Annotated in this window: 13 protein-coding genes and 2 pseudogenes; 8 read left to right on the plus strand and 7 right to left on the minus strand. The window is 65.3% G+C overall.

Going from position 1 to position 13,999, the window contains the following annotated elements; genetic code table 11:
* Positions 1 to 25: 25 nt before the first annotated feature.
* Genes flgG through flgB form a run of 6 tightly spaced genes read right to left on the minus strand, consistent with a single transcriptional unit; the run spans position 26 to position 4,398 of the window.
* The gene (flgG, locus tag HZY77_RS05640; protein WP_018507821.1) at positions 26 to 808 is read right to left on the minus strand and encodes a flagellar basal-body rod protein FlgG; all 783 of its coding nucleotides are present in this window, start codon (positions 806 to 808) and stop codon (positions 26 to 28) included.
* 25 nt (positions 809 to 833) lie between these two features.
* A complete protein-coding gene (gene flgF / locus HZY77_RS05645; protein ID WP_296636401.1) occupies positions 834 to 1,574 on the minus strand; it encodes a flagellar basal-body rod protein FlgF in 741 nt (246 codons plus the stop codon).
* A gap of 25 nt (positions 1,575 to 1,599) precedes the next feature.
* A complete protein-coding gene (gene flgE / locus HZY77_RS05650) occupies positions 1,600 to 2,826 on the minus strand; it encodes a flagellar hook protein FlgE (protein ID WP_296636404.1) in 1,227 nt (408 codons plus the stop codon).
* 56 nt (positions 2,827 to 2,882) lie between these two features.
* A complete protein-coding gene (locus tag HZY77_RS05655; protein WP_296819620.1) occupies positions 2,883 to 3,548 on the minus strand; it encodes a flagellar hook assembly protein FlgD in 666 nt (221 codons plus the stop codon).
* Between the two features lie 25 nt (positions 3,549 to 3,573).
* Positions 3,574 to 3,978, minus strand: a complete 405-nt coding sequence (gene flgC, locus HZY77_RS05660; protein WP_296636412.1) for a flagellar basal body rod protein FlgC — start codon at positions 3,976 to 3,978, stop codon at positions 3,574 to 3,576.
* A 12-nt stretch (positions 3,979 to 3,990) separates the two neighbouring features.
* The gene (gene flgB / locus HZY77_RS05665; RefSeq protein WP_296636415.1) at positions 3,991 to 4,398 is read right to left on the minus strand and encodes a flagellar basal body rod protein FlgB; all 408 of its coding nucleotides are present in this window, start codon (positions 4,396 to 4,398) and stop codon (positions 3,991 to 3,993) included.
* A gap of 171 nt (positions 4,399 to 4,569) precedes the next feature.
* On the opposite strand from flgB, the gene flgA reads away from it, so the two are divergent.
* The 3 genes from flgA (at position 4,570) to HZY77_RS05680 (ending at position 6,156) form a co-directional block, all read left to right on the plus strand.
* Positions 4,570 to 5,286 (plus strand): flagellar basal body P-ring formation chaperone FlgA, encoded by a 717-nt coding sequence (flgA, locus tag HZY77_RS05670; protein WP_296819622.1) that lies wholly within the window; start codon positions 4,570 to 4,572, stop codon positions 5,284 to 5,286.
* 98 nt (positions 5,287 to 5,384) lie between these two features.
* Positions 5,385 to 5,681: a flagellar biosynthesis anti-sigma factor FlgM gene (gene flgM / locus HZY77_RS05675; RefSeq protein ID WP_296819624.1), complete on the plus strand. Its 297-nt coding sequence runs from the start codon at positions 5,385 to 5,387 to the stop codon at positions 5,679 to 5,681.
* Positions 5,668 to 6,156, plus strand: coding sequence for a flagellar protein FlgN (locus tag HZY77_RS05680; protein ID WP_296819627.1), 489 nt, complete (start codon positions 5,668 to 5,670; stop codon positions 6,154 to 6,156). Before flgM ends, HZY77_RS05680 begins: the two co-directional genes overlap by 14 nt.
* 16 nt (positions 6,157 to 6,172) lie before the next feature.
* Here HZY77_RS05680 and mnmC read toward each other — a convergent pair whose 3' ends face one another.
* Positions 6,173 to 8,002: a bifunctional tRNA (5-methylaminomethyl-2-thiouridine)(34)-methyltransferase MnmD/FAD-dependent 5-carboxymethylaminomethyl-2-thiouridine(34) oxidoreductase MnmC gene (mnmC, locus tag HZY77_RS05685; RefSeq protein ID WP_296819629.1), complete on the minus strand. Its 1,830-nt coding sequence runs from the start codon at positions 8,000 to 8,002 to the stop codon at positions 6,173 to 6,175.
* Between the two features lie 45 nt (positions 8,003 to 8,047).
* On the opposite strand from mnmC, the gene HZY77_RS05690 reads away from it, so the two are divergent.
* The 5 genes and pseudogenes from HZY77_RS05690 (at position 8,048) to HZY77_RS05710 (ending at position 13,969) form a co-directional block, all read left to right on the plus strand.
* On the plus strand, positions 8,048 to 9,202 hold the full coding sequence (locus HZY77_RS05690) for an efflux RND transporter periplasmic adaptor subunit (RefSeq protein ID WP_296819631.1): 1,155 nt from the start codon (positions 8,048 to 8,050) through the stop codon (positions 9,200 to 9,202).
* Positions 9,199 to 9,855, plus strand: a pseudogene (locus tag HZY77_RS05695) (ABC transporter ATP-binding protein); the annotation flags it as partial. The gene HZY77_RS05690 and the pseudogene HZY77_RS05695, both read left to right, overlap by 4 nt.
* A 277-nt stretch (positions 9,856 to 10,132) precedes the next feature.
* Positions 10,133 to 11,331: pseudogene (locus HZY77_RS05700) on the plus strand (ABC transporter permease).
* A complete protein-coding gene (locus HZY77_RS05705) occupies positions 11,328 to 12,527 on the plus strand; it encodes an ABC transporter permease (protein WP_296819633.1) in 1,200 nt (399 codons plus the stop codon). The pseudogene HZY77_RS05700 and the gene HZY77_RS05705 overlap by 4 nt, the downstream one beginning before the upstream one ends.
* 206 nt (positions 12,528 to 12,733) lie before the next feature.
* Positions 12,734 to 13,969: an ISL3 family transposase gene (locus HZY77_RS05710; protein ID WP_296820769.1), complete on the plus strand. Its 1,236-nt coding sequence runs from the start codon at positions 12,734 to 12,736 to the stop codon at positions 13,967 to 13,969.
* Positions 13,970 to 13,999: the final 30 nt, after the last annotated feature.

The following is a 13,999-nucleotide window of genomic DNA, read 5'->3' on the forward strand; positions in this document are numbered from 1 at the left end:
ATACGCGACATCTTCATGGCAAACCTCAGAGCTGGGTCAGGCGCTGCAACATCTGGTCGGATGTCGTGATCGCCTTGCTGTTGATTTCATAGGCACGCTGGGTCTGGATCATGTTGACCATCTCTTCCACGACGTTGACGTTCGAGGTTTCGACGTAGCCCTGATTGAGCGTGCCGGCACCGTTGCTGCCGGGTGCGTTGGAACTCGGCGTGCCCGATGCGGCGGTTTCGGCATAGAGGTTCTCGCCCAGGCTCTGCAGGCCGGCCGGGTTGACGAACATCGCCAGCTGCAGGGTACCGACGGTCACCGGCGTGGACGAGCCGGCCTGCTGCACCGACACCGTACCGTCGCGCCCGATGGTCAGGGTCTGGGTATCGGGCGGAATCGTGATGGCCGGCTGCACCGCATAACCGCTGGACGTCACCAACTGGCCGTTGGAATCGGCCTGGAAGGAGCCGTCGCGCGTGTAGGAGGTCGTGCCATCCGGCATCAGCACCTGGAAGAAGCCGTTGCCCTGGATTGCAACGTCCTTGGCGTTGCCGGTCTGCTGCAGATTCCCTTGCGTGAAGATGCGCTCGGTGGCCACCGTTTTCACGCCGGTTCCGATCTGCAGGCCGGATGGCAGTTGCGTCTGCTCGGACGACTGCGCGCCGGGCTGGCGGATGGTCTGGTACAGCAGGTCCTCGAACACCGCACGCGCGCGCTTGAACCCGCTGGTGCTGACGTTGGCGAGGTTGTTGGAAATCACGTCCATTTGCGTCTGCTGCGCATCCAGACCGGTTTTGGCAATCCACAGTGAGCGAATCATGTCGGTTCCTTCAAGAATTGGGGGATCAGTTCATCGACAACAGCTGGCCGGCCTTGCTGTCGTTGCTCTCTGCGTTCTGCAGCAGCTTCATGTTCATATCGAACGAACGGGCCAGCGAGATCATGTTGACCATGGCGTCGACGACGTTGACGTTGCTCGACTCAAGCGCGCCGCTGACCACCTTCACATTGGGATCGGCTTCCGCCGTCTGGCCATCCTTCATGCGGAACAGGCCATCGTCGCCGCGCACCAGATCCGCCGTGGGCGGGTTCACCAGTTTCAGCTTGCCGACCGAAGTGAGGCCGGTGGCGGCGGAACCGTCGGGCACCAGCGAGATCGTGCCATCCTTGCCGATGGCGACGTTGCGGCCCGGCGGGATGGACAGCGGACCGCCGTCGCCCATGACGTTGAGGCCGTCATGGGTCTGCAGCACGCCGTTCTCGTCCATCTTCAGGCTGCCGTTGCGGGTATAGGCTTCGCTGCCGTCGGCCGCCTGCACCACGATCCAGCCGTCGCCCTGCACCGCCACGTCGAGGTCGCGACCGGTCTGCTGGATCGCACCGGAACGGAAATCGCTGCCGGTGGTGGAGTCGACCACGAACGCCCGGGTGGGCAGGATCGCGCCCTGCACCGGCACCGCGCGGAACTGGTCGATCTGCGCACGGAAACCGGTGGTGGTCGCGTTCGCCAGATTGTTCGACGTGGTCGCCTGCTGCTCCAGCGCATGCTTCGCGCCGGTCATGGCGGTGTAGATGAGACGGTCCATGCGGCCTCCTTAAACGCTCACTGCATCAACGCAGGTTGACCAGGGTCTGCATCACCGCATCCTGGGTCTTGATGGTCTGCGCGTTGGCCTGGTACACCCGCTGCGCGGTGATCATGTTGACCAGCTCGGCGGTAAGGTCGACGTTGGAGTCTTCCACTGCCGACGACTGCAACACGCCCAAGCTGCCCGAGTTGGGCGTGCCGACCAGCGGCGACCCCGAGGTCGAGGATTCGGTCCACATGTTGTTGCCCATCTGCTGCAGGCCGTTGGGGTTGGAGAAATTCGCCAGCACCACCTGGCCCAGCACGGCCGACTGGCCGTTGGTATAACGGCCCAGGACCACGCCGTCGGAACCGACGTTGAAGCCGGCCAGGCGACCCGAGGTATAGCCGTTCTGATCCAGCGTGTTGACGCTGAACGCGGAGCCGAACTGGGTGGTGCCGGTGTAATCGAAGGTGACGGGGAAAGGCGAGGTCGCGCCCGTTGCCGTGGCCGGCACGTTGATGGCCGCAAGCGGCATCGCGGTCGTCAGGGCGCCGCTGGCGTTGAAGTTGAGCGTGGCGACCGGGCCCGCGCCGATCTGGGTTCCGTCGTTGGCCGCATACACATCCCAGGCGCCGGACGGCCTTTTCACATAGTAGGTTTGCAGCGTCTGGGAATTGCCCAGGCTGTCGTAGACCGATACCGCGGTCGAATTGTGGAAGGTGGTCGGGTCGTTCATGTTGAACGGCGTGACGGTCCCGTCGATCGGCGTGCTGCCCGAATCCAGGTTGAGCACGGCAGTCACGTCCGTGGTGATGTTCGGCACCAGGTCGGCCGTATTGATCCGGATCGGCGACGGTGCGCCGACCGACAGCACGCCGCTCGCATTCGCCGTATAGCCGGTCAGCTTGGCCCCAGTCGGGTTGACGATGTAGCCGCTCTTGTCGAGCTGGAACTGGCCGTTGCGCTGGTAGGCGATCTCGCCGTTGGTGTCCATGCGGAAGAAGCCGCCGCCATTGATCGCCATGTCTAGCGGATTGTTGGTGGAGGTGATGTTGCCCTGGGTGAACTGCTGGGTCACCTGCGAAACCTTGGTGCCAATGCCGACGTTGGAGCCGCCGGCACCCGTCAGGGAGTTGGCGTAGACGTCGGCGAACTGGGCCTGGGACTGCTTGAATCCGACCGTGCCGGAGTTGGCTACGTTATTGCCGATGACGTCCAGGTTCTTTGCGGCGGCGTTGAGTCCGCTCAATCCTTGCTGAAAACTCATGTTCTGCTCCTTGTGATGATGACTGGCGGCTTATCCGGCACGCCGACTCGAACTGCTCAGAAAATCTGCCGGACGTCGGCATACCCCACGTTCGTATTGCCCGCCAGATTCAACTGCACGCCCTGGCTGTTCTGCGAAACGCTGTTGACCGTCCCCAGGTTCAGGGCGGTGCTGTCGATTGCCTGGCCACCCTGGACGGCATCGATCTTGAAGCTGTACTTGCCCGTGGGCGCAGCCGTCCCGGTGTCCGTCAGGCCATCCCATGCCACCACGTTCACGCCCGCGTCGCGCGAACCCAGCGTCAGCTTGCGCACCAGGGAGCCCGATGCGTCGTAGATGCTGGCCGTGACCTTGTCGGCGGGGCGCGACAGGTCGAATCCCACGACGTTCTCGAGCTGGGCCGGGCTGATCGTATCGCCCGGAACCAGGACCGTCCGCCCGATCAGGCTGGCGGCCTGCGACATCTGGTTGGTGCCCAGGCTGGCGGCCATCGCCTGCAGGCTGCTGTTCATGTTCTCGATGCCCTGCACCGTGCTGAGCTGGGCCATCTGGCTGGTCACCTGCGCGTTGTCGAGCGGGTTCAGCGGATCCTGATTCTTCATCTGGGCCACCAGCAGGCTCAGGAAGCGATTCTGCGTATCCGCCACGCTGCTCTTCGAGGACGTGGATGCGCTTGCGCCAAACAGGCTGTTTACATTACTGGTGTCTTGTACGGTGCTCATGGTCGTTCCTCGTTATCGTTGCTGTTCACTGTCCCAGGCTCAGGGTCTTGAGCAGCAGGGTCTTGGTGGTGTTCATCATGTCCACGTTGGACTGGTACGAGCGCGAGGCGGAGATCATGTTGACCATCTCCTCCACCACATTGACGTTGGGCATGGTCACGTAGCCTTTCTCGTCGGCGAGCGGATTCTTGGGGTCGTACACCTGCTTCATCGGCGACTGATCCTCGACCACCGCGGCCACGTTCACCCCGGTCGCGCCGTTCTCGCCTACCGGCGTGGCGGCGAACACGACCTGCTTGGCCTTGTAGGGCGTGCCGTCGGCGCTGGTCGCGCTGTCGGCGTTGGCCAGGTTGCTGGCGACGGTATTCAGCCGCTGCGACTGGGCGTTCATGGCCGAGCCGGCCACGCTGAAGATGTTGGACAGTGACATGCGCTATGCTCCTTATCCCTGGATCGCCGCCATCATGGTCTTGATCTGCTGCGTGATCCGGGTCAGATTGAATTCGTAGTGAACGGCGTTGTCGGCAAAGGCGGCGCGTTCGGCATCCATGTTCACCGTGTTGCCGTCGACGCTGCCCTGGGCCGGCGTGCGGTACAGCAGCCCGGCTTCCGCCGCCACGCCCGGGTTGCCCGCCAGATGGCCGGGGGCGGTGGTGGCCAGCGCCGTGCCGTCGGTCGCGGACGTGCCCTGCAACGCGCTCTGCAGGGCGGTCTTGAAATCCAGGTCACGCGCCTTGTAGTTCGGCGTGTCGGCGTTGGCGATATTGGAAGCCAGCACCTGCTGGCGCTGCTCGCGTATGCGTAGCGCCTGGGTGTTGAAATTCAGCATGTCATCAAGCCGGTTCAGCATGGTTTTCACCTCTTTCTGCCGCAAAGCCTTTTTGCGATGACTGCATCCTAGGTACTCGCCTGTCCATTCAATCGAACGATAAAGGGCACAAAGCCCGTTCATTTCGCCGTTTAAGATGGGGCGACGCTCCCTACAATGCGGCAGTGTGAGAAACCGAGCCAAGGAGTCGACATGGCACACAAACGTATCTGGGCCCTGGCAGGCCGACTGGGCGCCGGCCTGGCATTCGTGGCCGGCCTGGTTCTGCCCGCCGTGGCCCCCGCAGCGGACCAGCAGGACCCGGCCGCCATCCAGGCGCACGCCGAGCAGTTCCTGAANAAACAGACCGCCGGCCTGCCCGGCAAGGTGACGATCCAGGTTGCCGCGCCGCGCGCCGCGCTGCCCGCCTGTTCCGCATTCGACGCCTTCCAGCCCACCGGCAGCCGCAGCATGGGGAAAACCACGATCGGCGTGCGTTGCCTGGCGCCCAGCCGATGGACGGTCTACCTGGCGGCGCAGATTCGCGTGATGGGGTCGTACGTCGTGACCCGCGAGCCACTGCCCGCCAACCATATCCTGAGCGCGGACGACCTCACGCTGCGCGAAGGCGATCTGGGCAGCCTGCCGGCCGATGTCGTCACCAATGCCGATGACCTGAAGGGATATCGCACGGTATCNGGGGTGGCCGCCGGGGCGCCGCTGCGCAATGCGCTGCTGCGCCCTCCGCTCGCCGTGCAACAGGGGCAGAGCACCCGCCTGGTGATGAACGGGCCGGGCTTTTCCATCCAGAGCGAAGGCCAGGCGCTGGCCAACGCCAGCCGGGGCGACCGGGTCCGGGTNAAAACCCCTTCCGGCGAAGTGGTCAGCGGCGTGGCGCAGGACGGCCAGCGGGTGGTCGTCGCCTTCTAAATCGGGTAGATTGGATCGGGCAGACTTCAGAAAGTCCGTAAATTGACGTTACTGAGTTAGCTTAAGAAACCGAGCACCTGCCCGATCAGGAAACTGCCATGAAAATCGATCCCGGCCTGAAACCGATCACCCTGCCGAATTCCGTCGAAACCCGCCCCAACAAGGCCGAAGACGCCAAGCCCGCAGACGCCCAGAAGACGGATGTCAACCTGAGTCCGCGCGCCCTCCAGCTGAAACAGCTGGAATCGCAACTGGCGGCGATTCCGGTCGTCGACCGCGCCCGCGTGGACAGCATCAAGCAAGCCATCACCCGCGGGGAATACACCATCAATACCGGAAACATCGCGGAAAACCTGCTCAACTCGGTCAAGGAAATGCTCCATGTCGCCAAGTGATCCGTCTTCCAGCCCGGCCCTGATCGCCAAACTGACGATGGAAGGCGCGGCCTGGCAGGCCCTGTTGAATGTCATGGGCGAAGAGGAACGCGCGCTGGTGGACGGCGAAGCCGATCGCCTGGCCCCGCTGAACGCCTCCAAGCTGTCGCAACTGCAAACGCTCAGCAACCTGGCGCGCACGCGCCATGACGATCTGCTGGCGGCCGGCCACACNCCCGACCACGCCGGAATGGATGCCTGGCTGACCCGGCATGGCCAACCCGAACATCTCACCCGCTGGCGGCAGCTGTGCGACATGGAACAGCAGGCGCGCGCCCTGAACCAGCGTATCGGCACGCTGATCGACATGCGTCTGGCCTCCACCCGCCAGGCGCTCAATGTACTGGTCCACGCCGCGACCAATCAGAACGGCCTGTACGACCAAGCCGGCCAGTCCGTCGCCGCCAACAAGGGCAAGCCCCTGGCAGCCGCCTGAGCCTGCGCCCCAGACGCTAGCGTTCGAAACGTCCGGACGCGATCGCCCGCATCAACTCGATTTCCAGTGGCCAGGGCTGGCCGGTCATCCGATCGGCCAGTGCCTCGCCCAGCACCCCCGCCCACACGACGCCGCGCGAAGCATAGCCCGCCGCGACATACAGTCCGGTCTGCCCGTCGATTGCGCCCACCAGCGGCAGCCGGTCCGGCAAGGTGGCGCGCAACGAGGCGCGGCCACTCACCTGTCCCACGGCCACACGCTCGCCCGCGCCCGGCAGGATCGCCTCCAGCCGGGCCAGGTTGGCGAGATCGCTTTCCAGGCGGGGTGACGTGTCGTCGTCATCGTGTTCGTACGTAGCGCCGACCAGCGGTTGTGCGCTTGTGCCCTTCAGGGTGCCCGGCGTCACATAGCCTTCACGGGCAATCACCCGCCGGATGTCCGGCAGGCTGCCGGGCGGCAAGCGCGTGATCTGCCCGCGCACGGTATTGAGCGGCCAGCGCTGCCCCGGCACCAGCCTCAGGGCATCGCGCGCGTTCGCCAGCACCACGGCATCGGCCTCGGCCAGCACCGTGCCTTCCCGATCCATGACGTGCCATCCCGCCGCAACGCGCGTCACGCGCGCAACGGCACAGTTCGTCTGCACACGGATGGCCAGATGGCCGAGCCAGGCACGGCACAGGCTCCCCGGAACCACCCAGCCCGCTGCCGGGTAATACACACCGGNGGCTGCCACCGGCCAGTTCGCCAGTTCGCGTGCTTCGTTCCGTTCCACCCAATACGCATAATCGGTCGGCGGCATCGTGACCGCCAGCGCCTGCTGCTGCTTCACAGCCGCTTCCGTATTCTTGGCCAGATGCAGCACGCCGCAACGCGCCCACTCGACGCCATCCAGCATCGCCCATGCGCGCAGGTCGTGCAGGAAGGCCGCCCGCGTCAGGCGCGTCGCACGGTTGTCGTCGCGCGAGATCACCGGCCGGAACACCGCCACCGGATTACCCGAAGCCGCCTGCGCCGGCGAACCGGCACGCTCCAGCACGGTGACCGCCACGCCACGCTGTGCCAGCGCATGCGCCACGGCAGCGCCTGCCACACCTGCGCCGACAACGGCGACATGCCGCGGCACCGCAGCGTCGGCCCGGCGGCTTTCCCNCTGGAAACGTGCGTGCAGGCAATGCCGCTTGCGGCCGTAGCCCGCCCGCTTCTCGCAGATGAAACCGATCCGCCCCAGACCCTCGCGTACCGAGGCCGCCACGGTATAGGTCGCGGCCATCGCGCCCGGCCGGGCCAGCGGCACCAACGCGTCGAACAGCGCGGCCTGCCACAGGTCGGCGTTACAGTCGGGTGCGAAGCCATCCAGGTAGAACGCGTCCACCTCGGCCTGCACCTGCGGCAGGCAATCGAGCGCGTCGCCCAGCATCAGGGTGAGCTGTACTCGCCCGTCGTCGAGCGCGATGCGGTGGAAACCCGGCGTCAGCGTCGGCCAGTTCGCCAGCAGCTCTTCCGAGAGCGGTGCGAATTCCGGCCACTGTGCATGCAGCCGCGCCAGATCTTCGGTGCGGAACGGGTGTTTCTCGACCGACAGGAAATGCAGCCGCGCACAACGCGCCGGATCGTCGCGCCAGGCCGCCCAGGTCGCCAGGAAATTCAGCCCAGTGCCGAATCCTGTTTCGAGCACGACAAAGCGACTACGCCCTGCCCACGCCTGCGGCAACCCGCAGCCCTGTAGAAACACATGGCGTGCCTGCCCCGCACCGCCATCGGCCGAATGATAGATGTCGCCGTAGGNCGCGGAATACGGCACGCCGTCCTTGAATTCGAGATGGGCGGGGACAATGGTTTTCAGCATGGTCGAATGTTACATTGGGGCGGTTCCCCTTTGCTTCGCCCCATCATGCCCAAACCGAAATCCTGGCTCCGTCTCGTCATCATCATGCTGGCAGTCGCCGCGCTCGCCTATGCAGGCTGGCATTTCACCCGCCCGAAACCGCCCGAAGTCGAATTGGCCACGATTGCGCGCGGCACGGTCGAATCGACGGTAGTCAACACCCGCGCCGGCACGGTCAAGGCCTGCCGCCGCGCCAAGCTGGCTCCGGTGGCAGGCGGGCAGATCGTCAAGCTGTGGGTGAAGGAAGGCGAACGCGTGAAGGCCGGCCAGCCGCTGCTCGAACTGTGGAACCGCGACCTCGCTGCGCAGCGTGAACTGGCCACTCGCCAGCTGACCACGAGCGAGGAACGCCGCCGCGAGGCCTGCATCATGGCCGACAACGCACAGCGCGATGCCGATCGCACCGCTCAACTGGCAGCCAAGGGATTCGTCAGCCCGCAGAGCACCGAAAACGCCCGCGCCGATGCACGCNNGCGCCAGGCCAACTGCGATGCGCTCGCCGCCGACGTCAAGCGCGCGCAGGCGCAGATCAGCGTCACGCAAGTCGGGCTGGAGCGCACCACGCTCACCGCGCCGTTTGCCGGCATTGTCGCGAAAATCACCGGCGAGGTCGGCGAATTCACCACGCCCTCGCCGCCCGGCATTCCCACCCCGCCTGCCGTGGATTTGATCGACGACAGTTGCCTCTACGTGAGCGCGCCGATGGACGAGGTCGACGCNCCCCGGCTGAAACCCGGCCAGCCTGCGCGCATCACGCTCGACGCCCTGCCCGGCAAGGTCTTCGCCGGCCACGTCCGGCGCATCGCACCCTACGTGACCGAGGTCGAGAAACAGGCGCGCACGGTCGGCGTCGAGGTCGATTTCGACACGCCGCCGGAAGCGGCCCTGCTGGTCGGCTACAGCGCCGACGTGGAAGCCATCATCGAGCGCCGCGACAAGGTGCTGCGCGTGCCCACCCAGGCGATCCAGCAGGACGGCACGGTACTGGTGCTGGGCAAGGACGACACGCTGGAGACGCGCCATCTGAAAACCGGGCTGGCCAACTGGGCGTTCACGGAAGTCGTCAGCGGCCTCGGGGCCGGCGACCGCGTGCTGCTGTCCTTCGACCAGGAGAACGTGAAGGCCGGCGTGAAGATCGCTCCCAAGCCCGCGCAGCCATGATCCGCCTCACCTCGATCACCCGCGTGTTCCGCATGGGCGACCAGGAAGTGCGCGCGCTCAATGGCGTCAACCTCGACATCGCATCGGGTGAATACGTGTCCATCATGGGCCCTTCGGGCTCGGGCAAGTCCACCCTGCTGAACGTCGTCGGTCTGCTCGACCGTCCCGACAGTGGACGCTACGAACTGGACGGTTCCGACGTCACCGACCTGTCCGAGACCGAGCGGGCACGCGTGCGCCGGGAAAAGATCGGCTTCGTGTTCCAGTCCTTCCATCTCGTGCCACGGCTGACCGCAGCGGAGAACATCGAGTTGCCGCTGATGTTGGAAGGTATCGCCCCGGCCGAGCGCAAGTCGCGCGTCGACGCCGCGCTCGATGCCTTCGACCTTAAAGACCGCGCCCGCCATCGCCCGGCCGAACTTTCCGGCGGCCAGCGCCAGCGCGTGGCGATCGCACGCGCCACCATCCTGCGCCCCACGGCGCTCCTGGCCGACGAGCCGACCGGCAACCTCGACCACCGCATCGGCGCCGAAGTCATGGCGCTGCTGGAAGGCCTGCACCATGCCGGTACCACACTGATCGTCGTCACCCACGACCGCGAACTCGGCGCCCGCGCGCATCGCCACATTGCCATGCGGGATGGCGAGATCGTGGGGATGAAAATGAAGGCGGCCACTGTTCGGCCTGTGCTAGGCAAGAGATGTACCAAAGTGGGCACAGGGCCACTTCGGCAAGCTCAGGACAGGCTTCGACAGGCTCAGCCCGAACGGTGGTTGGGTTGCGTGTGTGCGGAAGCCCGCCCCCTTAGCCCGTTCGCCCTGAGCCCTTCGTCTATGCTCAGGAGAGCCCTGTCGAAGGGCAGCATTGTCACTGACCTGTCATCCACACGTGTTTCGACAGGCTCAACACGAACGGCCCCCGGATCGCCCGATGAACCTGCGCGACACCCTGACCCTCTCCTTCTCAACCGTGGTGAGCTACCGCACCCGCTCGCTGCTCATCGTGCTGGCGATGGCGCTGGGTGTGGCAGCGGTGGTGGTGCTGACGGCGCTGGGCGAAGGCGCACGGCGCTACGTGGTGGGGCAATTCTCCTCGCTCGGCACCAATCTGGTCATCGTGCTGCCGGGCCGCGCCGAGACCTCGGGCGGCCTTCCCGGCGCGGCGCTGGGGCAGACACCGCGCGACCTGACGCTCGACGACGCGCTGTTCATCAGCCACCTGCCGCAGGTCAAGCGCTATGCGCCGCTCAATGTGGGTGTGGCCGAACTCTCCGCCGGCGGGAAGCTGCGCGAAGTGACGGTGCTCGGCAGCACGTCGGAGTTGCTGCCAATCCGCCACATGAAACTGTCGCAGGGCAGTTTCCTCGCACACGGCTCGGAACGCAGCGCACAGATCGTGCTGGGTAGCGTGCTGGCGCATGAGTTTTCCCAGACGGCAACGCAGTCGGCCAGCGCGTTCGCCTCGGCGACAGCCGATTCATGGTCTCGGGCGTGCTGGCCGTCCAGGGCGAATCGATGGGTTTCAATTCCGACGAGATCGCCATCATCCCGGTTGACTACGCGCAGGAACTGTTCAACACCAACACCTTGTTCCGCATCCTGGTCGAAGCCCGCAGCCGCAACGCCATCGAGCCGGCCAAGGCCGCCATCGCCCACGCCCTGAAGCTGCGCCACGACGGCGAGGAGGATGTGACCGTCATCACCCAGGACGCCATCCTCGCCACCTTCGACCGCATCCTGCGCGCGCTGACGCTGGGCGTGGCGGGCATTGCCGCGATCAGCCTGGCGGTGGCCGGCATACTCGTGATGAACGTGATGCTGGTGGCGGTGGCGCAGCGCACCTCGGAGATCGGTCTGCTGAAAGCCCTCGGCGCGCCCGCCGCCGACATCCGCCGCCTGTTCTTCGCAGAAGCAGTATGGCTGTCGCTGGCGGGCGGTGCCATCGGTTACGCGCTGGGGAACGCCGGCGCCTGGATGATCCGGCTCGCCTATCCAACGCTGCCTGCCTGGCCGCCAGCTTGGGCCAGCGTGGCGGGCGTGGCCACCGCCCTCATCACCGGCATCCTCGCCAGCCTGCTGCCCGCGGCGCGCGCGCGGCTGGACCCCGTTCTGGCGCTGAGCGGCAAATGAGCTTCATCGACACCCTGCGCTTCGCCCTGCACGCCCTGACCGCGCACCGGCTGCGCACCTTCCTGTCCGCCACCGGCATCGCAGTAGGCATTGCCGCAGTGATCCTGCTCACTTCGATCGGCGACGGCATCCATCGGTTCGTGCTGGCCGAGTTCACCCAGTTCGGCACCAACATTATCGTCGTCACTCCGGGCAAGATCAGCACGCACGGTGCATCGGTCGGTGCCATCGGCAGCGCGCGACTGCTGACCATCGACGACGCATTGGCGCTGAAGGCCTCGCGCTACGCGCAATACACGAATTCCGGCGTGATGGGCAATGCCGAAATCCGCGCCCACGGCCGCAGCCGCCGCGTGACAGTCTATGGCGAAGGGCCGGATTTCTCGCGCGCGTTCAACATGCACGTCGCGGTCGGCCAGTATCTGCCCGCCGACGACCCGCGCAATCCGCGCGCCTATGCCGTACTGGGCGCGAAAGTGCAAACCGAGCTGTTCGGCACGAGCAATCCGCTGGGCGCCACCCTGCAGGTCGGCGCGACACGCTTCCGCATCATCGGCGTCATGGCGCCCAAGGGCCAGGTGCTCGGCTTCGACCTCGACGACACGGTCTACATCCCCACTNNGCGCGCGCTGGAAGTGTTCAACCGCGAAGGCGTCATGGAAGTCCACGTCGCCTACAAACCCGGTTCACCCCTGAAGGCCGTGGTCAAGGACATCGAACGCATCCTGGTCGCGCGTCACGGCCGCGAGGACTTCACCGTCACACCGCAGCAGCAGATGCTCGACACGCTTTCCACCGTACTCGAAGTGCTCACCTTCGCCGTCGCCGCGCTCGGCGGGATTTCATTATTGGTCGGCGCAGTGGGCATGGTCACGCTGATGCACATCGCCGTGGCCGAGCGCGTCGCCGAGATCGGCCTGCTCACCGCGCTGGGCACGACGCGCGCGCAGATCCGCACGCTGTTCCTGATGGAGTCGACCGTCCTGTCCACCCTGGGCGGGCTTGGCGGGTTGGCGGTCGGCGCCGGGATCGCCGGGCTGCTGAAGCTCACGGTCAGCGACCTGCCGGTCAATACACCTTGGGATTACGCCTTCGGCGCGCTCGGGGTGTCGGTGCTGATCGGGCTGGCGGCCGGCGTGGTGCCGGCGATGCGCGCGGCACGGCTCAACCCGGTGGATGCATTGCGCGCCGAATAAGGCCCTCCATACCGCGACCATCCATCCATGGTGTCGCACAGGCAAGCCGCCCACCCGGCAGAAAACCCGATTGACAGTTGTCCTACAAGCAGGTGCGCCATCCACCTATACGAACGGAACGGCACTCCCATTAAATTTTCAGCCTCTCTTGAAATCCGAGTGGGTAAGCTGACGTCATATTGACCNNAACCTGGATGAGTGAATTCATGACTGCCAAGCTGTTTGAAACTGCCCTTGGAATTGCCCCGCCGTGGACGGTGGCGTCGGTCGACTTCGACGAGTCGGCCAGGACCTTGACCGTGCTGATTGACTTCAAGGCTGGCAGCCGCTTCAAGGTCTCGGGCCATGAAGGCGTGCATCCGGTGCACGACACCGTGACCAAGACCTACCGGCACCTGAACTTCTTCCAGCATGAGTGCCATCTGCAGGTGCGCACGCCGCGAGTGAAGCTGCCCAATGGTTCGGTGCGACTGGTCGAGCCTGACTTTGCCGGGCGGCTGAATGGCTTCACGCTGCTGTTCGAAGCCTTCATCCTGATGCTGGCGCGCCAGATGCCGTTTGCCGCCGTGGCGCGCATCGTGGGCGAATCGTCCCACCGGGTGCTGGCGGTGTGCCAGAAGTACGTGGAGATGGCCTGCGGCCTGGCGGATCACTCCGGTGTCACGGCGCTGGCCATTGACGAGACCTCGCGCGCCCGAGGCCACAGTTATGTCACCCTGGCCGCAGACGCCGAGGCCAGGCGCGTGCTGTTCGTCACGGAAGGGCGCGACGCCCAGACCATTGCGCAACTGGCCGAGTATCTGGGCGACCATGGCTGCCCGGCCGGGAACATCGCCTCGGCGAGCATCGACATGTCGCCAGCCTTCATCGCCGGAGTCAGCCAGCATCTGCCCAATGCCCGCATCACCTTCGACAAGTTCCACGTCATCGGCCACGCCAGCACGGCGGTGGACAAGATGCGCCGCATCGAGCAGCGCACCGACAAGTCCCTCAAGGGCATGCGCTGGACGCTGCTCAAGGATGCCTCCCGGCTCAAGCCCGAGGCTGCTGCCGATCTTGACGCACTGATTGCCAGGATGACTGTCAAGCGCACGGCGCGCGCCTGGGTCTACAAGGAGCAACTGCGCGAAATCCTTGATCGCAAACAAATCAACGTCGTGCGCGCCATGCTGGAACACTGGTGCACTTGCGTCATGCGCTCCAAGGTCGAGCCGATGAAGGAGGTTGCCCGGATGATCCGATCCCATCTGGAAGGAATCGTGGCCTGGGCTCAGACACGGCAGACCAATGGATTTCTGGAGGCGATCAACGGCTTGTTCCAGGCCGCCAAGCGGCGTGCCCGTGGCTTCACCCGCATCGACACAATCAAAACCGTCATCTTCCTGATCGCCGGCCGTCTCGATTTCCACGCCATTAACCCTCATGCAGAACAACCCACTTGAAATTCAACAGAGCCAATTTTCATCTGCGTC

The organism is Thiobacillus sp., from assembly GCF_013693775.1.
In the GTDB taxonomy this organism is placed as follows: domain Bacteria; phylum Pseudomonadota; class Gammaproteobacteria; order Burkholderiales; family Thiobacillaceae; genus Thiobacillus.

Excerpts from the sequence above, each read along its gene's own strand:
- flgG (WP_018507821.1), bottom strand. The coding sequence starts at position 808 with ATGATTCGCTCACTGTGGATTGCCAAAACCGGTCTGGATGCGCAGCAG.
- flgF (WP_296636401.1), bottom strand. The coding sequence starts at position 1,574 with ATGGACCGTCTCATCTACACCGCCATGACCGGCGCGAAGCATGCGCTG.
- flgE (WP_296636404.1), bottom strand. The coding sequence starts at position 2,826 with ATGAGTTTTCAGCAAGGATTGAGCGGACTCAACGCCGCCGCAAAGAAC.
- HZY77_RS05655 (WP_296819620.1), bottom strand. The coding sequence starts at position 3,548 with ATGAGCACCGTACAAGACACCAGTAATGTAAACAGCCTGTTTGGCGCA.
- flgC (WP_296636412.1), bottom strand. The coding sequence starts at position 3,978 with ATGTCACTGTCCAACATCTTCAGCGTGGCCGGCTCGGCCATGAACGCC.
- flgB (WP_296636415.1), bottom strand. The coding sequence starts at position 4,398 with ATGCTGAACCGGCTTGATGACATGCTGAATTTCAACACCCAGGCGCTA.
- flgM (WP_296819624.1), top strand. The coding sequence starts at position 5,385 with ATGAAAATCGATCCCGGCCTGAAACCGATCACCCTGCCGAATTCCGTC.
- HZY77_RS05710 (WP_296820769.1), top strand. The coding sequence starts at position 12,734 with ATGACTGCCAAGCTGTTTGAAACTGCCCTTGGAATTGCCCCGCCGTGG.